Consider the following 22,905-nt stretch of genomic DNA (forward strand, 5'->3'; position numbering starts at 1 on the left):
GATAGCCGGATCAACGAAAGCAGCATCGACAAAAAGCGTTCCCTTTTCCATGGTATCTACATGAGAAGGGAACGCTTTTTGTTTTGTATGACTAAGCTGAGCTGCCATACATTAGATAAACAGATTATGACTCGCTTGATCGGCTTGACCAAGATAATAGCCGACGCCGCCAATCGTTACATTGTCCAATAGCTCCTCGCGCTGAATGCCCATCACATCCATCGACATCTGACAGGCAACCATCTCGACACCTTGTGCAGCTGCACTCTGGATCAGATCTTCCAGTGAGGCAATATTGCTATTGCCCATCACGCCGCGAATCAGACGCGGGCCAATGCCAAGCATATGCATACGGGACATGCCAAGTTTGCGGCTACCGCGCGGCATCATCAGCCCGAACATATGCCCTAATACACTTTTACGAACAGGTGGTTGTTGATGCTTCCGAATCATATTCAGACCCCAAAATGTGAAGAACATCGTCACCCGTCGTCCGCTTGCTGCTGCACCATTCGCAATAATAAAGGAAGCGATTGCTTTGTCCAGATCACCGCTGAATACGACCATTGTGCTAGCGCGATGAACGGGGGCAGAAGAATCAGCGATATATTGCTCCTGTTCAGGTAACGTTTCAGCTGGTTTATGAATGACCGCTTCAATCGTACCACCAGGTAGATGCTGCAAATGAAGCAGAGAACAACCCGACATGGTGCACCATGCTCGAATATCTTCGTAAAATCCCGGATCGGTGGCACGAACAATCAGATTATGTCCAGCAGGCAGATTGTCTATACTTTGCTTCACCTGAATCAAAGGACCGGGACAACTCAGACCGCATACGTCCAATTCTGTAGTGCTTACTGGATCAGGCGATGAATGAGAATATGATGGGGAAGTAGGAGCCGCTACGATGTCTGCTGGCTGCTGTTGACGTTCATTGGCTTGTTCTGCTTGAGGATCTGATGTAAAGGCTGAATGATGATCGTTGAATGGAGGTAGAGGTGTTGGCTGAAATTGTGCTTGCCGCCACGTTTTGTATCCGCCGCTCAAGTTTCTAACTTGGAATCCATGCTGCCGCAAAATCTGCGAAGCGGTATATCCTCTTAATCCTACCTGACAATATACCAGAATCAGTTTGGAATGATCCAGTTCATTCAGCCGTTCGCGCAATTCATCAACCGGAATCGATAATGAACCCGGAATATGACCATTCTCATGTTCCATCGTACTGCGTACATCGACCAACAATACAGGCTGTGCATCATCATGACGGATGGATTCCAGCTGATCATACGTAACCAGCTCTGCTCGTCCAGCAACAACATTATCCGCCGCATATCCGGCGATATTGACCGGGTCTTTGGCAGAAGAATACGGAGGCGCGTAACTCAGCTCCAGCTCTGCCAGATCGCTCACCTTCCCGCCAAAACGCATCGCAATAGCAATATCATCGATCCGTTTATCCACACCATCATAACCGACTGCCTGAGCGCCAAGAATCTTTCCTTCCGGTGTAAATAACAGCTTCAACGCAATCGGACTGGCACCCGGATAATAGGACGCATGAGAACCGGGATGTACGATCAGACTATGATAATTGATGCCAAGTTGTCGCAGTGATTTTTCATTCTTGCCTGTCGAAGCGGCAGTCAGCTGAAATATTTTCAGAATAGATGTGCCTTGCATTCCTCGATACAAGGCGGGTAAGCCAGCGATGCGATCCGCAGCAATACGTCCCTGTTTATTAGTCGGCCCTGCCAGTGGGATCGCCATCACATGTCCCTCAGAAGTATGCAATTGGATTGCGTCGCCGACAGCATGAATATGAGGCTGATTCGTTTCCAATGCTTCATTCACAATAATATGACCGCGTGCGCTCAGTGCAATGCCGCTATCCTGTAGAAATGTAGTATCCGGTGTGACGCCGATTGCGAGAATGACCAGATTGGCAGATAACACAGTGCCATCACTCAACTGAACACCGACAGCGTTTGGCTGGTCAATAAATCCTTGTACGCGCTGCTTCCATAGTAGCTGGATCCCATGCTGCTCCATATGTTGTGCAATGGATGCCGACATTTCTGGATCAAAAGGAGTCAAAATTTGCTCGTTACTCTCTATCAATGTAACGTCCATACCAGCTTCCCGCAGATTCTCTGCCATTTCCACACCAATAAACCCACCGCCAATAACAATTGATTGACCGTTGTTATTCGCATCTGACAATTGTTTGATATGATCAATATCGATAACATTGCGTACCGTGCGAATGAGCGGATGATTAATACCGGGCAACGGTGGAACAACCGGGCGCGCACCGGGGGATAATAGCAACTCATCATACGATTCTTCATATATGCCTAGCTCACGGCTACGTACGGTAATCGTGCGCTGTTCTGGATGAACAGCAATCACTTCACTCTCTGTTCGTACATCAATACAGAAACGATCTTTCATTCCTTGCGGTGTCTGTACAAGCAGCCGTTCGCGCTCTGTAATAGATCCGCCGATGTAATACGGTAATCCACAATTGGCAAACGAGATATGGGGCCCTTTTTCAAACATAATGATATTTGCATGCTCATCCAATCGGCGAAGCCGTGCAGCTGCGGACGCGCCGCCAGCCACACCGCCGACAATCAGTACTTTTTTGCTCATGATCTACATTCTTCCTCTCCGAATAAAATGGCGACAATAGAAGCGATCCGTGGATCAGCCAGCACATAATTGACTTCCAGACCACTTCGTTCGGTCTTGACGATACCCGCACTACGCAGCTTTTGTAGATGCTGCGATACCGTCGATTGCGGCATGTCCAGACATTCCTGCATATAGGACACATTGCATTTCTTTTTGCGAATGAGTCCGCGTACAATACATAGACGAACGGGATGCGATAGCGCTTTGAGAAGATTGGCAGGCTCGTCAAATACTTGTAAATCCCGTGCATCGAATGGAGCAGTATCCATATATAAACCTCCTGTAATTGATTGGAATGAAAAATGTACGAAAAGTGCATCTGTAATGTTATATCGTAATATTACGATATATTGATATTATAGTCAATATGCATTGTTATACTCTGTACATAATCTTCGTCACATAAAACAGATAGTTCGGACTGCCAATATTACATGCTAAATTATGGATATTGATTTGATGTTCAATTATGCTATACTGATAACACCTTAAATTGTAAAGATTACAAATTAAGATATCTAGCAAGTATAATGTGAATGCCATGTGCAAGGAGGAATACCAATGATCAAAAGTTTACAACGAATCAATGAACTGGCCAAAAAGCAGCGTGAACATGGCCTTACCGATACGGAAAAAGAAGAACAGCATGTACTGCGTCAAGAGTATTTACGCGAAATTCGCGGTCAGGTGCTGAGCACCTTTTCCCAATTGAAAGTAGTCGATGCCGAGGGCAATGATGTAACCCCGGAGAAATTACGGGTGGAAAAAGAAAAAGGATTTATGCTGGAATAGATGTAATTTGCAGGACGATTGGGTTCTGTATAGTCATGCCGTACAAGTAGCAATCGTATCGAAAATATAAAAGAAACGTCGCCAGATCCAGCCTGTTTCGCTGCATCTGGCGGCGTTTTATTTACTTGTAACCGTAACCGTAACCGTAACCGTAACCGTAACCGTAACCGTAACCGTAACCGTAACCGTAACCGTAACCGTAACCGTAACCGTAACCGTAACCGTAACCGTAACCGTAACCGTAACCGTAACCGTAACCGTAACCGTAACCGTAACCGTAACGTGGCGAATGCGACTTGGAAAGGATGCGTTGCGGATGGTCGTAACTAGTAGCCAAATCCCCATGCTATGCGGGGTGCCGGGTGTGCGGCTTGCATCTCGATTTGGAACGTGCCAGAATGGAAGTAGAAACCAATTACATCTGTCGCCACACTTGATGCACACGTATATAATAATGATGTACATTCATAAACTTAGGTTGGCAATCAAAATAAATTCGCTATATTCGCTGAATTTGCTGTAACAGACCTTTTAGCTGTAATAGATATTTTGTGTGTTCTGTTATCATACAATAATCAGCTTCGCATCTATGGGTAAAACGATAGTACAGCATGAATCTGTATAGGAGGTGAATATGTGAATCGGTTATTGGACAAAAGAACTCAAATTGTGGAGGCGGCGTTGGAGCTGTTTGCACAGCAAGGCTTTGACGCCACGACTGTACCGGAGATTGCCACGCGCGCTGAAGTTGGCGCAGGGACGATTTATCGTTATTTTACGAGCAAGGAAGCATTGTTAAATGCACTATTTCAGGACAAAATCGGTTGGCTGTATGAAGCATTCAAGCGGGACTTTCCGCATGATAGTGATATGAAGAGCCGATGGATTCACATTATTGACCGAATGCATCAAATGGCAAAGCTGGATTGGGATGCATTGCAATTTATCGATACGCACTATTATGTCCGGCTGCTGGATGAGCAGAGCATTGCCATCCACAATCAATTGCTGGAATTTGTATCGCAGCATATTATGGCAGGGCAGCAGGCTGGCGTGCTGAAGCCAATGGAGCCACTGCTCATGATCTCTATCACATTCGGTGCTTTCCTTGGTATTCATAAATACCGTCATGGACAACGCACAGGTATGCCGCGTGATCACGAACAATTGCAATCCATCGCCAGACAATGCTGTTGGGATCTCATTGCAGTACATGCGGAATGAATATTCATTCCGTTACTATAGCTCCAAGCGATCATTCCACAAGTCATTACGAATCAGGTAAAGGATAGGGAGGAACTATCATGTCAAAAGAAGCAACCATTCCGCAACCGAAAACGTACGGCCCACTGGGCAATCTGCCACAACTCGATTCTGAACAGCCGCTACAAAGTATTATGAAGCTACTAGGCGAATATGGCTCTGTAATGAAGCTTGGTCTAGGTGGCAAAGAGCAAATCTACACTTGCGACCCCGAGATTGTGAAGCAGATTTCCGATGAACGCAGATTTGATAAAGAAGTATGGGCACCGCTGCAACGGGTACGCCCATTTACCGGGGACGGTCTGTTCACGAGCTGGACGGATGAGCCGAACTGGGGCAAGGCGCATCGACTGCTGATGCCAAGCTTCAGCCAACGGGCGATGCAGGATTATCATGACAAAATGGTCGACATTGCTGTGCAGTTGATCCAGAAATGGTCACGTACGAATGCGGATGAGACGGTAGATGTCGCAGAGGATATGACGCGCCTGACGCTCGATACAATCGGACTGTGTGCGTTTAATTATCGCTTTAACAGCTTTTATAGCAAGGAGCCGCATCCGTTTGTAGAAAGTATGGTGCGTGCACTGGACGAAGCGATGACACAAGGACAACGGCTACCGATCCAGAACAAGCTTGCCTTTTCCAACAAGCGACAATTCCAGAAGGATGTCGATTATATGTTCCAAGTAGCGGATAGCTTGATCGCTCAGCGCAAAGAAAATGGCGATCAAGGCGAGAACGATCTGCTCAGTCGGATGCTGGAAAGTAAAGACCCGGAAACAGGCGAGACGCTGCCAGATGAGAATATCCGTTATCAGATGATCACTTTCCTCATTGCGGGTCACGATACGACTAGCGGATTGCTGTCATTTGCATTGTATTTCCTGTTGAATAACCCGGACAAACTGAAAAAAGCGCGTGCCGAAGTGGATCGGGTGCTTGCTGATCCTGTACCAACGTACAAACAGGTGCGTGATCTAAAATATATTCGTATGATTTTACGCGAATCGCTGCGTCTGTGGCCAACAGCGCCAGCATTTTCACGGTTTGCACGCGAAGATGTGATGCTGGGCGGCAAATATCCGCTCAAGGAGCATCAGAGTGTAAGTGTTATTTTGCCAGCACTGCATCGCAACAAGGAAGCATGGGGCGAAAATGCAGAGGAATTCGTACCGGAGCGGTTTGAGGATGAATCGCAAATTCCAGAGCATGTATACAAACCGTTTGGTCACGGGATGCGCGCATGTATCGGTCAGCAATTTGCACTATACGAAGCGACATTGGTGCTGGGCATGGTTGTGAAGCATTTTGATCTGATTGATCAGGAGAACTATCAGCTGCATATTCGTGAGGCATTGACGCTGAAACCGGATGAATTCCGTATGAAAGTTGTTCCGCGCGTACCCGAGGTAGCGGTAGCCATTCCGGGCAATAACGAACAGTCTGCACATGGAGATGTACACATTTCCGAAGCGGTGAAACGTCATGATACACCACTGCTGACTCTGTACGGCTCCAATCTTGGTACAGCGGAAGCAGTTGCACGCGAGCTGGAAGAAGGTGGACGCACGTATGGATTTGAATCGGCAGCGGCACCGCTAGACGATTATGCAGGCAATCTGCCTAAGGATGGTGTAATGCTGATTATTGCGGCATCTTACAACGGACGTCCAACGAGCAATGCGGAGAAATTCGTAGAATGGCTACAACAGGCGGACAACGATAGCTGCAAAGGTGTGAAATATTCTGTATTCGGCTGTGGTGACCATAACTGGGCAAGCACGTATCAGCGCATTCCGAAACTGATCGACGAGCTGATGGAGCAAAAAGGCGCAGAGCGTGTCTATCCACGCGGCGAAGGCGATGCGAGCGATGATTTTGAAATGCAGCTGGATGAATGGCGCAGTGGATTATGGGAGCAGCTGTTCAAAACGTTCCACATTGAGATGGACGAGCAGCAATTGAAAAAGGAGAATGCGCTGCAAGTGCAATTTGTGAATTCGCCAGTTGGCAGTCCACTGGTGCGTACGTATAACGCGGTGGAATGCCAGATTACCGAAGCACATGAATTGCAGCAGCCGGAGAGCGGACGCAGTACGCTTCATCTGGAAATTGCTTTGCCACCGGGTGAGACGTATCATGAAGGCGACCATATGGGCATCATTCCACGTAATCCGCAGGCTTTGATTCAGCGAGTATTACGCCGCTTCCGACTGGATGGCGGGGAACGCATCATTATTCAGGGCAAAGGCAGCAGTGCCGCTTATTTGCCACTGGATCGTCCGATCGCTATCATTGAGCTGCTAACACTGAGTGTGGAATTGCAGGATGTAGCAACTCGCGCGCAGATTCGGGCGATGGCAGAGAACAATCAGTGCCCACCGCACAAAAAAGAATTGGAAGCATTGCTGGATGACGAGACGTATCACCGTGAAGTATTACAAAAACGGTTAACCTTGCTTGATCTGATGGAGGATTATATGTCGTGCGAGATGAGCTTTGAGCAGTTTCTCGGTCTGCTGCCAGCGCTCAAGCCACGTTACTATTCTATTTCAAGTTCGCCATCGGTGCAGTCGGATCGCGTTACAATTACGGTGAGCGTAGTGTCCGGTCCAGCGCGGAGTGGTAAAGGCGAATTTGCCGGTATTGCTACGACGTATCTGTCCCATTTACAAAAAGGCGATACTGTACTCATGTTTATTCGTTCGCCAAAATCGGGCTTTGAATTGCCGGAACGTGCGGAAGTGCCGATTGTCATGATCGGACCGGGTACAGGCGTTGCGCCATTCCGTGGCTTCCTGCAAGCGCGCGAAGCCCAGCGTAACAATGGACAGCAAACTGGTGAAGCATGGCTGTACTTCGGTTGCCGTCATCCAGAACGCGATTATTTGTACAAAGAGGAACTGGAGCATTATGCTAACGAAGGATTGGTGCAGCTGCGAACTGCATTTTCTCGTCCAGACGATGGAAACAAGCAATATGTGCAGGATCTGATTCGTCACGATGCTATGCATATCGTGCGTTTGATTGATGAGGGCGCCAAGCTGTACATTTGCGGCGATGGCAATCGGATGGCACCGGATGTAGAGCAAACGCTACGCGACATTTATATGGAGATCAAAGGCGTAGATGCAGAGCAAGCAACTCAATGGTTCGATGAATTACAGCAAAACGGTCGCTATGTCAAAGATGTGTGGACAGGCATTTGATCATAAGTTAATATGCTGCTCATATTTCCTATGAGAGCTGTATAGTCAATAACAAGCATAGTAAAATGGACAGCCTCGCATGATACGGGCTGTCCATTTTATTAGGAAGTGAAGCATATCATCCCATCTTTTTATTCACAGATAGATGTCTTCTATCACCACCTATAGAAAAGTTCGATTAGTCATCGAGAAAATCAAATGTTAGATTTATATTCATATAATTACATCGATATAGTCGGAATAAGGAGTGCATAATGATGACTGAAATATACCGTCTTGCGACTGCGGACGACGCGCCGCGTGTGCAATATATAACGTATGAAGCTTATGTAACGATTCGGGAGTTGAAGCTGCAATGGCCTGCGGCATATGCGGATGTCGAGCAGATTCGCAACAATATTTTGAATAATAAATGTTATGTGTTAGAGCAGAATGGACAGATTCAGGCGACGGTTACGCTGGCGGATGCGGAGAAGCTGCAATTTCTCGGTAATGTGACAGATTTGCCATTTGTGATGTGGTTTGCGGTTGATCCGTATATCCAGAGCAAAGGGCTTGGACGTAAGCTGTTGAACTGGGTTGAGCAGCATGTCATTCGCGCGGAACTGAGCGCGCCAGCAGTCACGCTAGCAACAGCGGAAAAGCATCCATGGCTGTTGCCGATGTATGAGCGCTGGGGATATGAGCGTATTCATGCGTTTGAAGCAGGTGAGGATGGCGTGATGCATCTGCTCCGCAAAGTCGTAGACGAAGAGAAATTCGCTCGCTATGTACAATTGCAAAAGGAGCAACAGCAGATTGAAGACGGCGAAGCGGCAGAAGCACAGCCAGTCGGTCGTTCAGGCGTTAGAAGTGTACGTGAACAACTGCAATTCCGTCGTTTTTAGTCCAAGTCTCTATTGAGATTACTTTATGATGGATTAGAGCATATACGAAAAATGAAATCTATAGCGAGATGATATGTGCAGTACGGTTTGTATGATCCGTTGTTTACTATGCAGCCTACAGGGAGGAATACGATGAAATTTGCATTGTTTAGCCTGATGTCCAATATCCCACATGCCCTGACCGGCGAGCAGTTAACCGATCAGCAGAAGTTTAACAATGTATTGCGGCAAGCAGAATTGGCGGAGGAGCTTGGTTATGACGCGTATGGAATTGGGGAGCGTCATGGCGAACCGTTTTTGTCGTCTTCGCCAGCAATTGTACTCACTGCCATCGCTGCGCGTACATCACGCATTCGTCTGTTAACGACTGTGACTGTGTTAAGTGTGCTTGATCCGGTCCGGGTAGCGGAGGATTATGCGACGCTTGATCATCTATCAGGTGGACGATTGGAGCTGATTATTGGCAAAGGCAATGATCCGCGCCATTATCCGTTATTCGGTTTGCAGGAAGAAGAGCAATGGGATTCGATGGAGGAGCGCTATGAATTGCTGCGCCGCTTGTGGCGAGAGGAGAAGGTGACATGGAGCGGTCGGTATCGTCCGGCACTGCATGATTTCACCAGTCAACCACGTCCATATCAGCGCCAGATTCCGATCTGGCATGGTAGCGCGTCCAGCACACGCTCGACTGAGCTGGCAGCGCGCTATGGGGAGCCGATCTTTTCGTCCAATACGTTTCACCGGCTGGATAAATATCGCGATCTGATTGATCATTATCGCGAACGTTTAGCACATTATGGACATGATCCGTCTCAAGCGGTAGTTGGTGCGGGCGCTGGGGCGCTGTATTTGGCAGATACGTCCGAAGAAGCGGTTCGCCGTTATCGCCCGTATTACGATTCATTCCAAGGAACGGATGCCGCCAAGCATAACAACAGTCCGTTCAACGGATTGGAAGATAATATCGCTAATGGCCCTGCTCTGGTCGGCAGTCCGGAGCAGGTGATTGAGAAGATTCTACATTATTACCGAGCTTTTGGTCATCAGGTGCTCGGTTTGAGTGTGGACGGTCTGACCGAATCGGAACAGCATGAACAGTTGGAACGCTTCGCTACTGAAGTTGCACCGGTATTGCGTCGTGAGATTCCTTCTACAATATGGCAAAGCAAGCAGCTCATTTGAGCTGCTTTTTGTTATGAGACAGAATCGTATTGCCGTCAACTTTTTTGCCGATATAAGAAGGGGAATATTCCTATTCAGCGAATATCTTGTTTAGAAAGGATGGAAGTTCCAGATTTGTATACATATTAAGAAGTGAGGTGAACGCATGAATGAATTTCATTGTATGAATCACCCGGATCGAGATGCGCTCCATCAATGCTCCCAGTGCGGCAAGCCACTGTGTGCGGAATGTTATGATGCCAATACAGATGGGTGTCGCAACAATGATCATGCGGCTGTTCATAGTGCTGCCCCTACCCATCCACCAACGCTACAACGTTCTCAAGCGCCAGCAACAAGTCGCAGGCAAGTCGTCTGGCAGATAGTGGTTGCATTACTCGCTGTTCTGGGTGGTCTTACGCTATTGTTGCTGGCGATTTGTGGAGCGATGATTTTTAGTTATTAAGTTCGTTTGGCTTCGGTTGGGATGGGGATCAAAGTTGTAGCAGTAGAAGGATTTGTACAATTTGTAACGTTTCTAGGGAGCAGGAGGAGTGCGATGGAGTTTCCGGTGTATATTCATCTCGGTTCGTTGCGGATTCACCCGCATGTGTTGTTTGAGACACTGTCTTATTTTATCGGATTTCGGATCTATTTGTGGACGCGTCGTCCGAGTGGCATGCCCAAGCTGGTTAGCTTGCAGATTCTAGCGGGAACGATTCTCGGTGCGGCGCTTGGTTCCCGATTGTTATTCTGGTTCGAAGACCCGTCAGCCACATGGGCACAATTGAGTCAGGGACATCTGCTATGGGGAGGCAAGACGATTGTCGGCGGTCTGCTCGGTGGATTAATCGGCGTTGAGCTTGCCAAGCACTGGGCAGGATGGAACAGCTCGACTGGTGACGATTTTGCCTATCCGCTTATTATTGGTATGGCAATTGGACGCATTGGCTGCTTTTTGACCGGGCTAGAAGATCGTACATATGGTGTGGCAACAACGTGGATAACCGGAGTCGATTTTGGCGATGAAATTATGCGACATCCGACGCAGCTGTATGAGATTGTATTTCTATTGCTGTTAGCGGTGATATTATATCCGCAATACAAGCGCAGCCGCTATTTACCACTCTCAGCGATGAATGAACATTGTTCAACTATGGCGCATCCGGCTGGAGATGCTCATTCCAGTTCAAGTGCCGGCAATTACCAATCTGGTCGACTGTTTCAATGGTTTATGGCTTCGTACTTGCTGTTTCGTCTATTGATTGAATTCATCAAGCCGACACCGCATCTGTACGGAGGATTGAACAATATTCAATTGGCTTGCATTGCTGGAATCCTGTATTACGGTTGGTTATTAAGCGGCAGGGGCAAAGGCGGGCGTCTGATTCGCCGTTCTCCGGCAGCATCCGGGGCTTTGAAATAAGCAACGTATATCACGTTCGACTAAGATCAAGGAGGACTACATCATGCCCAAAAATCGTCCGTATCTGTATCACGAACTGACCAATAGTATCTGCTCCACCTGTTATCGCAAGGTAGAGGCGAAGATTGTAGAAGAGAACGGTAGAATGTATATGTTCAAGCGCTGTCTGGTGCATGGACCGGAAAAGGTATTGATATCAACAGATGTTGCGTATTATCATCGAACTCGCGAGTTTATCAAGCCTTCTGAGATGCCGCTCGTCTGGAACACACCAATCAAATATGGCTGTCCGTATGACTGTGGATTGTGCCCGGATCATGAGCAGCATAGCTGTCTGACACTGCTTGAAATTACTGATCATTGCAATTTGCAATGTCCAATCTGTTTTGCCGAATCGTCGCCACATCGCACATCCTATCGTACGTTGGAGCAGATTGAATTCATGCTGGATCGGATTGTGGAAAATGAAGGTGAGCCGGACATTGTGCAGATCAGTGGTGGCGAACCAACATTGCATCCGCATTTTTTTGACATTCTGGACATGTGTAAGGCACGTCCGATTAAGCATATTATGGTCAATACAAATGGCATTCGCATCGCGCGTGAACGTGAATTTGTAGCGCGTTTAGCAGAGTATATGCCGGGATTCGAGATCTATTTGCAGTTTGATAGCTTTGAAGCGGATGTACTGAAGGAGCTGCGGGGAGCCGATTTGCGTAGTATTCGCGAGCAGGCAATTGCGCATCTGAATGAATTCAATCTATCGACTACACTGGTCGTGACATTGAAAAAAGATCTGAACGATCATGAAGTAGGCAAAATTATTCAATACGGATTGGAGCAGCAGGCAGTTCGCGGGGTGACAATTCAACCGATTCAAGCGGCAGGACGTCTACAAGGATATGATCCCGCTACTGACCGATTGACAGTCAGCGAAGTACGGCAGATGATTGTTGATCAGTCTGGGGTATTTAATGCGGATGATATTTTGCCAGTACCATGTCATCCTGATTGTCTGGCGATGGGCTATGCGCTCAAGCTGAATGGTGATGTACTGCCGCTGACGCGCATGATTGATCCAGAAATCCTGCTGGAAGGCGATAGCAATACGATTGTGTTTGAAAATGAACCTGCCATTCGTGGCAAGCTGTTCGAATTGCTATCGACCGGTCATTCGCCAGTATCCTCGGCACTATCGCTCAAAAATCTACTCTGCTGTCTACCGCTTGCCGCCGTGCCAGAGCAGATCGTATATGATAATGTATTCCGCGTGATCATTATGCAGTTTTTGGATGCGTATAATTTTGATGTGCGCTCTGTGAAAAAATCGTGCGTGCATATCGCTCATCCGGATGGACGGATCATTCCATTTGATACGTACAATATGTTTTATCGGGATGACAAGGAAAAGCTGCTGGAGGAGCGCAAGCGGGAGATCGTTACAGCTTGGGATTAACGACGTGAGATTGTAGCGTAGCAAGCATATGATATTGCAACCTAGCAGAAGTTATATTGCAAAATAAGTGTGTGGAAGTATAGATGGTGGAGTATGCAGCTCCGGTACGCCTTTTGTTATAAAGGTGTGCTGGGGCTGATTTATGTTGCATAGAACATTTTATATAAGATACTAGGACAATGTGATTCAAAATCATACAAAAGCGAATATTTGAGACGAGAAGACGAGAAGACGAGAAGACGAGAAGACGAGAAGACGAGAAGACGAGAAGACGAGAAGACGAGAAGACGAGAAGACGAGAAGACGAGAAGACGAGAAGACGAGAATTAAAAAATCAACATATGAAAAATTCACAAAAATGATCTCATATTGAATTTAAAGTGATAGAACAATAGAAGGTTAATTTTGATGTGGAGTGCAATCTCTAATAAACCATTGTAACTGAGCAACTACCCAACGAGAAAGAGAAGATCAACTTACTTAAAAGAAATATTGACTTGTATTCATAAAATATTGAAATGTGTGGGAGCGAAGATAGAGCAGAAATAGTATTCTCAACATTCTATTTTCAAAATGAACAATAATCATTCAAATCTGACTAAAGAATATCTTGGAAAAAAAGCGTCAACGAAGCGGTAATTCAATTAACTATGGGACAAAGAAAGGAACAAACAAGCAATCAAGCAAGCTTAAATAAAAAGCGAAATAGGAACCGAGAACGGATGAGCGAGGAAAATAAAAAAATGATTCTTTAAAATTCCCAGTTTTCGAAATACAATTACTTATGCCACTAAAATAAATATTTCAACATATGAAAAATTCACAATAATAAAACCTAAATCCGAAAAAAAGAAATTGTAAAACCATCCAAGTCTACTGTCAAAAGGTATTTTTGCTGGTATGCTTATTACTTATCGTCCGACGTTATCACAAGGAGGTATACTACATATGAATGCAGCAGCTAGTCAGCTATGGCAAGCGATCCAACAACACGCAATGAATCTAAATTCATGTACAGTTGATCAACTAAACCTGATAGATGGGGCGACGTCTGAGCAGTTTATTCAATTGGAACAGAAGCTTGGTGTTACTTTGCCGGAGCCGATGAAGCAATTGTATAGTGTTCATGATGGTCAGGAAGAGACGATGGAAGTGCAGGTATTGCTGCGGAATCTGACTTTTTTGTCAGTAGAGCAGATGATGGAGACGTGGCAGTTTTTGCAGGAGGAGTTTGATCCAGATGGATGGGAGCCAGAAGCAGGTAAAGGTGTAAAACCATTTCTATGGAATCGGCGCTGGATTCCGTTGGCAACGAATGGGGCGGGCGATTACGTGTGTATCGATACCGACCCGGCTGATGATGGTGTACATGGACAGGTCTTATATTTCTGGCATGATTGGGAAAATCGTACAGTCGAAGCCGTCGACATCTTTCAATTTATAGAGTTGTGCTTGCAAGAGGAAGATTAGATGGTAGGTAAGTAGTGATATCGTCATTTAAATTTAGAGTGTTACAGGCTTAATCGCCAGGTGATCCGTATAATAGAAGAACAATGTAACAAGATTCGGGATATCATAACACGATATGATGAGCAGATCGATTATATGATGCTATATGAAGAATGGAAAGAACTATGCAGTGATTTTACAGATCATTTTCGCCGGGAACAACATCGAAAAGATCTGAAGCTGGAGTGGGATCAGTATACGTCGAATCTGTATGGACTAAGTTCACATTGCTATACAAATTGCCATACAAATTCTAAATGGAAAGATGCCATGTTTCGATACAAAAGGGAAGTATGGTTAGCAGATTCATTTTTTGATCGATGGAAGAGATATCGTTTCTTGCAATATTATGATCTATCGTCGTATCCCAATATTCATTTGGACATGGAAGTTATGGAGCAATTGCGGATTCATTTGCGGAAGTTGATCTGCGACTTGAACCAGCAGTATAGCAAATAATAAGAAGATAGCATATGAGCTAGAGTTCTATATTGAATATACGTTCCATTATCGTCCATAATAGCGTCTCTATAAAGAAAGATCACATGATATATGCCTGTTCGAAATGAATTGTGTAGTTGACAAACATTTCAAACAGGCATATATTGTTACATGTTAATCGTAATTATTACTATTTAATATATTGCAGGATGCTGCGGTCCGGAATGATGCAGCACTGCATAGATAACGATGAGGAACGGGGAGAATCAAACATGACTGGAAAACAGAAACCATTGCCGGTGACGGTATTGAGTGGCTATTTGGGAGCGGGCAAGACGACAGTATTGAATCATGTGCTCAACAATCGTCAAGGTCTGAAGGTAGCCGTAATTGTAAACGATATGAGCGAGATCAATATTGATGCTGCATTGGTGCGTGAGCAGGGTGGTTTGTCACGAACGGAGGAAAAGCTGGTTGAAATGTCGAACGGCTGTATTTGCTGCACCTTGCGTGACGATCTGTTGCAGGAGGTAGAGAGACTGACGCAGGAAGGTCGGTTTGATTATATTCTGATCGAATCGACAGGCATTAGTGAACCAGTACCGGTGGCGCAGACGTTTACGTATGCAGATGAAGAGTCTGGTATTGATCTGAGTCAATTGGCGCAACTGGATTGTATGGTTACAGTGGTCGATGCTCATCGGTTCTGGCATGATTATCAATCTGGCGAAACGTTATTGCAGCGCGGACAGGCGACAGGTCAGGAGGATACGCGTGATGTGGTCGATCTGCTGATCGATCAGATTGAGACATGCGATGTACTTTTGCTGAACAAATGCGACCTCATGGAACCCGCAGAGTTGGATAAGCTGGAGAGCGTTATTCGTCAGTTACAGCCACATGCTCAGATTATTCGTACAGTGAATGGAGAGATTGATCCAGCGCGGATTTTGAATACGGGATTGTTTGATTTTGAACGGACAAGTCAGTCGTCGAGCTGGATACGTGAATTGGAGCTGGACGAGCATACGCCGGAAACAGAGGAATATGGAATTAGCTCGTTTGTATATCGTCGACGTGCGCCGTTTCACCCAGAACGACTGGCAGAGTTTATGAGTTATTGGCCGGAAGAAGTTGTTCGTGCCAAAGGTCTTGTATGGGTAGCAACAGAAGGCGATATGGCGGCAAGTCTGAGTCAGGCAGGGCCTTCGATTCAATTCGGACCCGCTGGACATTGGGTGGCGGCGCTACCGGAAGACGAGCAGCATGTTATTTTACAAGAAGAAGACGATGTATGTGCACGCTGGGATGAACGCTGGGGCGATCGACTGACAGAAATGGTGATGATCGGCATTGGCATGGATCGTCAGCAGTTAGAATCAGAGCTAGACGAATGCTTGTTAGATGAACAGGAAATGCAGCAGGATTGGAATAAATTTGTTAATCCGTTGCCATGGCCGGTGCAGGTGCAATAGGAGTAACCACCACAGGATTGTAAGCCCTGTGCGTGTAGATGTGCATCTTGTACTTAGACACACCTGTATATCGAGATCATCTATAAACGATATAAGGGATACTGGATCAATGTTTAGTATAGTTTTGTAAGCTCTTAATAAAGTAAATACGTGCAACATCGTAATACTGTATTGTTAATTTTTAATGGGTATTTATTATTTTCAAATCGTAATGATTACGCATTTGGTGGGGATTCAGGGTATTACTATTACTTAGATACAAGCCAATCAACCAACAAAGGATGGTGCATAACTATGACTATGGTAGAGCAGGATACACGTATTCCGGTGACTGTACTTAGCGGGTATCTCGGAGCAGGCAAAACGACCATCATGAACCATGTACTGAATAACCGCGAAGGTCTGCGTGTTGCGGTGATCGTTAATGATCTGGGTGAAGTCAATATTGACGCGGATCTGATTCGCGATGGTGGCGGGTTGTCGCGTACAGATGAGAAGCTGGTGGAAATGTCCAATGGCTGCATCTGCTGCACACTGCGTGAGGATCTGCTGGTTGAAGTGGAGAAGCTCGCTAAGGAAGGCAAGTTTGACTATATTCTGATCGAATCGACGGGTATTGGCGAGCCAGTTCCAGTTGCGCAGACCTTCACATATGTCGATGAGGACAATGGAATTGATCTGAGCCGCCTGACCCGACTCGATACGATGGTCACGGTCGTCGATGCACCGCAATTCTGGAAAGATTACTATTCCCGCGAAAGTCTGATGCAGCGCGGACAAGCAGCTGGTGATGATGATACGCGCGGCGTAGTGCATTTGCTGACCGATCAGGTAGAATTTTGCGATGTGTTGATTATCAATAAGGTCGATCTGGTAAATGAGGATGAATTGAAGCGATTGGAACAAGCGCTGCGTGCACTACAACCGGAAGCACGGATCATTCACTCGGTACAGGGCAATGTGCGTCCAACGGATATTTTGAATACCGGGCTGTTCGATTTTGACAAAGCAAGCCAATCAGCAGGCTGGATTCAAGAACTGCTCAAGGAAGAACATACACCAGAGACTGAAGAATACGGAATCAGTTCCTTCGTATATCGGCGTAAGATTCCTTTTCATCCTGAGCGACTCATGAAATGGGTGACCCAGTATCCGTCTGATATCGTCCGTTCCAAAGGATTGATGTGGCTGGCGACACGCAACAATATGGCGATCTCCTTTAGCCATGCTGGAACATCCAAGCAGCTATCGCCAGCAGGATTATGGGTGGCGGCGCTGAGTCAGGAAGAACTGGATTACCATTTTGGCGGGGAAATACCGAGAACACCAGATTGGGATGAGCAGTGGGGCGATCGAGTAACCAAGCTGGTCTTTATCGGGATTGATATGAATCGTGAAGCAATCGAACGCAGTCTGGACCAGGCATTACTGACACCAGAAGAAATGAACGGCAACTGGCGCGATCTGTACGATCCGCTGCCGTCGTTTGGTTGAATCCATACAGAAAGGATACATTCTAATGAGTAAAAATCGCCGTAACTATGGCAAAATGCCACTGACAAAAGGCATCGAGATGGCTTCGGTCTATAGTGTAAAAGAGTGCGGGCATCGTGCGCGTCATATCGTACTATCCCCGGAAAATCGCGTCATCACCGAGGAGTTCCTCAAGATCGTCAATCTCAAAGATACATTCGCTTTACACGATGTACCTGTTCCGAACAAAGTGATGATGTTCGGTCCACCGGGAACGGGGAAAACGCTGACTGCGTTTCATCTGGCGCATGAACTGGAATTGCCGCTCGTAACGGTTCGATTGGATGCGCTAATTCATGCGCATCTAGGCGAAACTGGTAGCAATGTGCGCAAAATCTTCGAGTATGCCAGACAGGAACCGTGCGTACTATTTATGGATGAATTTGATGCGGTGGCACGTACGCGGGACAATAACGATGAAGTCAAGGAAATGGCGCGTGTTGTGAATACGTTGCTACAATGTCTGGACGAGTTTCCCGAGCATTGTATTTTCATCGCAGCAACCAATCTAGAAACGGAGCTGGACAATGCAATCTGGCGGCGGTTTGATACGAAGATGGTATATGGCAATCCAGCGGCAGAGCTGCGGCTGGATTATATTACTCGATTATGTGGAGAGTTCCCACGAGAGCAAGGATTGGAGCATTGGGCAGCGGAATGGATGGACGGCTGTAGTTATGCTGATATCGAACAGATTATTTTAAAAGCGAAACGCAAAGCGATTATCGACGATATTCCGATGTCGCAGCTACTGATCGAGATGTCACTGCATGAGTACCGTCCGTATCATCTGCTAGTCAAGCTGAAATAAACAGGAGCTTGTTGATATAATAACTCCTTGGTAACCATGAACTCCAACAGAGCGAGCACAGATTGAAAATCCGCTGGCGCAATGGCCTGAATCAGCACCTGTGCTGACTCGCTATTGGTGTTGGCTGTAGCCTTGGCGAGTTGATGCAGAAAATGACGGAAGAAAGCAACGTCGATTTGCGAATAGTCATAGATGAATACTTCAACTGCGATGCCCGTGTCACTCGTGAATAGACAATGCTCACCGTGCAGATGAATATACCAGTCTTCATGTTCGTAAACGATAGCCGGATCGGTGTCGACATCCTGCTCATAGATCTGATCGAATAGCGCTTCGAAGGAAGTGCTATTTGGCATTGATTGCGTGGATTCGGTAAACGATTGCAAGTGGTGTGAAGACGCAAGAGTCGTACATAGCCCGTAAGACATTTTCGTATACAATTGTATAAGATCGTGAGCGAGCTGAAGGGTGGATTCGCGATAGCTGATCCCGGACGTATCGGGCATTTCATTAGAATTTTGGTCTGTAGTATACATGGTATGGTCCTTTCTTTTGCTCTGACAGCGATGATTGGTATAAGATGGTTGAGATGGAGTTGATGCAGACGTAAACATATAGCTGCACAAAACGCCTATTCCAAATTCTAGCACAGTAGTAGCTAGGTATACCAAGATACGTATACTAAGAAAGGAAACCATCCATGGATTACATAACGTATAAACATAAAGTCAGGCAGGAAGTGGAGCGTCGTGGTCTAACGTCTATTATGAACGATACACGCTGGGAAAAATTAAAATTTGGCGTATATCACCAATTACCGTTTCCACCAGCATTTCAAGTGAAGTATGTTCTGTCTGCCGAGCCGCATCCTACCGCATTTGAACAGGACGTGAATTACAACGGTGATTGGACAGCGATTCTAGGTGATTTGTCAGATGACGCCCAATTTTGTAATTGGCAGCACCCATCCTTTAATGTGGAATGGGTTCGTGTCAAGCCAAGGCGATTGGAGTATCGTGGTCAATTGGTGGAGGATGAATGTATCGATATAGAAGCGCCGTTTGTAGCTTTGCTGCATGAGTGCAACATTCCTTATCTATGTAGGCAACATGATTACTGGATCTACGGATATGCCACCGCAACAGAGTTTGCACAGTTACGGACGTGAATTTCTGATATGGTCGCAGTCTGATAAGATCGCAAATAGTAGCATTTACAAGTATTAACTAGTAGCTTTGCAAGTACTAGATAACACTCTTATACGTATGGACATAGGATGAGCTTATATACATCATAACAAAAGCCTGTTTGCGCATCAGTATGCAAACAGGCTTTTGCAATAGCAAAGGAATTACTTGGTTAGGATTTTCACTTCTTTTGGTGCAAGCGTCACCGTGATGGAGCCGCTGTTCACTGTGACGGAATCCGTACCGAGTTGGTTTTTCAGCGCTGTACCATTGCCGAAGTTATCCAGATTCGGGATGGTGCGCGTTTCGCTGTTCCATGAGTTGTTAATGAGCACAACGACATCATCTGAACCGCTGGAACGCTGGAAGCCGTACACCGTATTATCTGACCATTTTTCCTTTTGCGTACCGTTTTGCAGTGCTGGATGGACATTGCGTACGGCGTTCAGTTTGGCAATATATTTGTACAGATCATTGCTCGTATCAAACGTCATATCTTCGCGGTTCGCCGGATCATCACCGCCGCTGAAGCCTTGTTCCGTGCCTTGATACACAATCGGAATACCGCGCGAAGTGAGCAGGAAGCCGAGTGCAGCTTTCAGTTGAGGCCATTTGTCATAGGTGGCTCCTGGTTTGCCAGATGCTTCGTTCAAGAAGCGTTTGACATCGTGATTATCGATAAAGGTGCCGTTCAGATTAACATTTTTGTAGCGGGAATCCTGTGCATAGCGATCCTTGATCAGATTCATCGAACCGTCTTTGGCAAATACATCGCGGATCGTGTAGTACATTGGGAAATCAAGCGCAGCATCGAGATAGTTGGTGTAATCACCAACATAGGCTGGATCGCCATTATACACTTCACCGATCGTGAAGGTGTTGACGGCAGTGTCGAAGTCTTTTAGGAACCATTTGGGTACGTGCTTCGCGGTATCCACGCGCAGACCGTCAACGCCGGATTGCTGGATGATCCATTTGCCCCAATTTTTCAATTCGGTAGCGACTGCGGTGTTTTCTTGCTTGAGATCGTCAAGACTGGCAACATCGCCATTCTCGATACGGGATTGGTTGTTTGTATTGTAGTCATTTTGCGTAATGTCGCCAGCGTTGTGATACCAGTCGGCATTGTCGAATGGTGCTTTGGCAGTGCCGTTGTTCGGACGGAAGTCACCGGTGTGGTTAACGACAACGTCGAGCATGACGGCGATGTTTTTGGTATGTGCGGTTTTGACGAGTTCCTGGAATTTTGCCATATTGCCCAGATGACCGTCAACAGAATAGAAGTCGTACGTATGATAGCCGTGGTAAGCGGTCACACTTTTTTGCATCGTTACTGGTGTGATCCAGATCGCAGTGAAGCCCATATTTTTGATGTAATCGAGTTTGTTGATAATACCTTGGAAGTCGCCACCGTGCCATTGACCCGGATTGCTTTTGTTGGAGTTGAAGCCGCCGTAGTTATCGTTGCTTGTATCGCCGTTGTTAAAACGGTCGGTCATGATGAAGTAGATACTACGCTTGCTCCAATCGACTGGTCCGAAGTTGTCACTCGGCGGAGTTGTTGGATCGGTTGGGGTGGTAGAGCCGGACGGTGCACCTGATGTAATCGTGCCGACTGCACCGTTGCTGCCCGGCGTGAAGGTGGATGTGCCAGTGTTGAAGAAATAATTTTTGGAGTTGTTGTTATCCCATGTGCCGCTGCCGTTATTGAAGACAGCTTCGAGCTGCGTATACGAACCGATATTGATCGTTGTCTTCGTATAGCCGCTTACTTCAGCATCTGCCATTTTGACACCCGGTGCAGTCGTCCAATTCCCGTCCGCCTGACGATAATGTATGTACGGAGTGGTGAAGCCTTTTTTGTAATAGACGGTCACCGAATTGTCTGCGGCATGCGTAATCGGACCGAAACCGCCCACCATAACAGCGAGCAGCACCAGCAAGGCAAGCGAAACGGAAAGCCATTTTCTGAATTGCGATTGAGCAGAAATCAACACAATCAATCCTCCCATGAGACGGTTTGTGCCGCCTTTGTAGTGTGGTCAATCTTTTGTGCAAACGTTTACGCAACTGATTATAAGATAACGCTTACAAAAATGGAAGAAGCAGTGAATATAATAATTTGGATACTGTGGCAGGGGTTAGTCATGGGATGGAGGGCAGGAAAGGGAGACTGTAAAGTGTTATGTCAGCGTGCTCACAGGCAACAGTCTCCCTTCAAGAATGGCGTTATTTACCAAGCCATATATTCGCCGTAAATATGAGCAGATGCAGGGGTAGGTGCGGTAGTTGTGATGCCGATTCGGTACACGCCAAGCTGCTCATAATAAGGGTCATTGAGGGTGAAATTGTAATACGTTTTCGGTCCGCTGATCACAGTCGTATTGACCACATCCCAACTGTTATTAGCTTCGTTATACCATTCATACGTGAACGTCAGGCTTTCGCCAGCATTGAGCACAATGTCTAGCCAAACGAATACATACCCGGTCGAAGCCAGTACTGGACTGTAATACGGCTCCGAATGATCCAGTACAAAATCATCTTCAAATTCGCCAAACAGCATCACCTGCATATCGGGATCAGGTTCATCGGCAGCATACGTTTGCGCAGGAGCAAGCGAGATTGTGAACAACATAGCAACCAACAGCATCATCGTTGAAACCGGTCTGATTCTCATGTTACGTTCTCCTTTGTCGTACTAGAGTATGAAATCATATAACGGTCAAGATGAAAAAAGGGAACAGCAGTGACTGAAATTATCAGGATTATAAGCAATCGCTTTTTCGATCATTTTTGATAACGCTCACATCATTCCTCTCTAATCTTCCTGATTAAAGCTACTTCGCATCGTCTGATCGTTTCTACACATGCGCATCAGCTTTGAAGATCACTTTTAATTTACCATTTATTTCTTATGAAATATATAAATTACCATAAGTTACTTGGGCATAGCTCATATATCTACATATCAGGAGATTCCCCACCCAGAAAAGGGAATTCCCTAATGTCCGCTACCTTATAAAACTTTCATACTGTACATATAGAACCT

General features: G+C 46.2%; 18 protein-coding genes and 1 pseudogene. 13 read left to right on the forward strand and 6 right to left on the reverse strand.

The window, feature by feature from the left end; all coding sequences use genetic code 11:
• Nucleotides 1-111 precede the first annotated feature (111 nt).
• Complete coding sequence (locus tag ACDE64_RS10985) at nucleotides 112-2,658, reverse strand: DsrE/DsrF/DrsH-like family protein (RefSeq protein WP_411350026.1); 2,547 nt, start codon at nucleotides 2,656-2,658, stop codon at nucleotides 112-114.
• Nucleotides 2,655-2,969: an ArsR/SmtB family transcription factor gene (locus ACDE64_RS10990; RefSeq protein WP_411350027.1), complete on the reverse strand. Its 315-nt coding sequence runs from the start codon at nucleotides 2,967-2,969 to the stop codon at nucleotides 2,655-2,657. The genes ACDE64_RS10985 and ACDE64_RS10990 overlap by 4 nt, the downstream gene beginning before the upstream one ends.
• Nucleotides 2,970-3,261: 292 nt before the next feature.
• Here ACDE64_RS10990 and ACDE64_RS10995 point away from each other — a divergent pair, with 292 nt between their 5' ends.
• Entirely contained in the window at nucleotides 3,262-3,492 is a 231-nt protein-coding gene (locus ACDE64_RS10995) for a DUF896 domain-containing protein (RefSeq protein WP_411346498.1), read from the forward strand.
• Nucleotides 3,493-3,613: 121 nt separating this feature from the next.
• On the opposite strand, the gene ACDE64_RS11000 is transcribed toward ACDE64_RS10995, so the two are convergent.
• Nucleotides 3,614-3,829: a hypothetical protein gene (locus tag ACDE64_RS11000; RefSeq protein WP_411350028.1), complete on the reverse strand. Its 216-nt coding sequence runs from the start codon at nucleotides 3,827-3,829 to the stop codon at nucleotides 3,614-3,616.
• 299 nt (nucleotides 3,830-4,128) lie between these two features.
• On the opposite strand from ACDE64_RS11000, the gene ACDE64_RS11005 reads away from it, so the two are divergent.
• From ACDE64_RS11005 to ACDE64_RS11055, 11 genes are all read left to right on the forward strand, one after another.
• Nucleotides 4,129-4,716: a TetR/AcrR family transcriptional regulator gene (locus ACDE64_RS11005; RefSeq protein ID WP_411350029.1), complete on the forward strand. Its 588-nt coding sequence runs from the start codon at nucleotides 4,129-4,131 to the stop codon at nucleotides 4,714-4,716.
• A gap of 80 nt (nucleotides 4,717-4,796) precedes the next feature.
• A complete protein-coding gene (locus tag ACDE64_RS11010) occupies nucleotides 4,797-7,967 on the forward strand; it encodes a bifunctional cytochrome P450/NADPH--P450 reductase (RefSeq protein ID WP_411350030.1) in 3,171 nt (1,056 codons plus the stop codon).
• Nucleotides 7,968-8,221: 254 nt separating this feature from the next.
• On the forward strand, nucleotides 8,222-8,854 hold the full coding sequence (locus tag ACDE64_RS11015; protein WP_411350031.1) for a GNAT family N-acetyltransferase: 633 nt from the start codon (nucleotides 8,222-8,224) through the stop codon (nucleotides 8,852-8,854).
• A gap of 132 nt (nucleotides 8,855-8,986) precedes the next feature.
• Complete coding sequence (locus ACDE64_RS11020) at nucleotides 8,987-10,036, forward strand: LLM class flavin-dependent oxidoreductase (protein ID WP_411350032.1); 1,050 nt, start codon at nucleotides 8,987-8,989, stop codon at nucleotides 10,034-10,036.
• Between the two features lie 145 nt (nucleotides 10,037-10,181).
• Nucleotides 10,182-10,481: a hypothetical protein gene (locus tag ACDE64_RS11025; RefSeq protein WP_411350033.1), complete on the forward strand. Its 300-nt coding sequence runs from the start codon at nucleotides 10,182-10,184 to the stop codon at nucleotides 10,479-10,481.
• 93 nt (nucleotides 10,482-10,574) lie between these two features.
• Nucleotides 10,575-11,441, forward strand: a complete 867-nt coding sequence (locus tag ACDE64_RS11030) for a prolipoprotein diacylglyceryl transferase (RefSeq protein WP_411350034.1) — start codon at nucleotides 10,575-10,577, stop codon at nucleotides 11,439-11,441.
• 43 nt (nucleotides 11,442-11,484) lie between these two features.
• Complete coding sequence (locus ACDE64_RS11035) at nucleotides 11,485-12,897, forward strand: radical SAM protein (protein WP_411350035.1); 1,413 nt, start codon at nucleotides 11,485-11,487, stop codon at nucleotides 12,895-12,897.
• Between the two features lie 948 nt (nucleotides 12,898-13,845).
• On the forward strand, nucleotides 13,846-14,367 hold the full coding sequence (locus tag ACDE64_RS11040) for an SMI1/KNR4 family protein (RefSeq protein ID WP_411350036.1): 522 nt from the start codon (nucleotides 13,846-13,848) through the stop codon (nucleotides 14,365-14,367).
• A gap of 752 nt (nucleotides 14,368-15,119) precedes the next feature.
• The gene (locus ACDE64_RS11045; protein WP_411350037.1) at nucleotides 15,120-16,322 is read left to right on the forward strand and encodes a GTP-binding protein; all 1,203 of its coding nucleotides are present in this window, start codon (nucleotides 15,120-15,122) and stop codon (nucleotides 16,320-16,322) included.
• Nucleotides 16,323-16,616: 294 nt separating this feature from the next.
• On the forward strand, nucleotides 16,617-17,816 hold the full coding sequence (locus tag ACDE64_RS11050) for a GTP-binding protein (protein WP_411350038.1): 1,200 nt from the start codon (nucleotides 16,617-16,619) through the stop codon (nucleotides 17,814-17,816).
• Nucleotides 17,817-17,841: 25 nt separating this feature from the next.
• Entirely contained in the window at nucleotides 17,842-18,666 is an 825-nt protein-coding gene (locus ACDE64_RS11055; protein WP_411346510.1) for an AAA family ATPase, read from the forward strand.
• Here ACDE64_RS11055 and ACDE64_RS11060 read toward each other — a convergent pair.
• Nucleotides 18,642-19,202: a hypothetical protein gene (locus ACDE64_RS11060; RefSeq protein WP_411346511.1), complete on the reverse strand. Its 561-nt coding sequence runs from the start codon at nucleotides 19,200-19,202 to the stop codon at nucleotides 18,642-18,644. The genes ACDE64_RS11055 and ACDE64_RS11060 overlap by 25 nt on opposite strands.
• 164 nt (nucleotides 19,203-19,366) lie before the next feature.
• Between ACDE64_RS11060 and ACDE64_RS11065 the strand changes: the two genes are divergently transcribed.
• Complete coding sequence (locus ACDE64_RS11065) at nucleotides 19,367-19,834, forward strand: DUF6678 family protein (RefSeq protein WP_411346512.1); 468 nt, start codon at nucleotides 19,367-19,369, stop codon at nucleotides 19,832-19,834.
• 183 nt (nucleotides 19,835-20,017) lie between these two features.
• On the opposite strand, the pseudogene ACDE64_RS11070 reads toward ACDE64_RS11065, so the two are convergent.
• Nucleotides 20,018-21,736: pseudogene (locus tag ACDE64_RS11070) on the reverse strand (alpha-amylase family glycosyl hydrolase); the annotation flags it as partial.
• Nucleotides 21,737-22,086: 350 nt separating this feature from the next.
• Entirely contained in the window at nucleotides 22,087-22,533 is a 447-nt protein-coding gene (locus tag ACDE64_RS11075; RefSeq protein ID WP_411346513.1) for a hypothetical protein, read from the reverse strand.
• Between the last annotated feature and the right edge of the window lie 372 nt (nucleotides 22,534-22,905).

The organism is Paenibacillus sp. WLX2291, assembly GCF_046603665.1.
Taxonomy (GTDB): Bacteria; Bacillota; Bacilli; order Paenibacillales; family Paenibacillaceae; genus Saccharibacillus.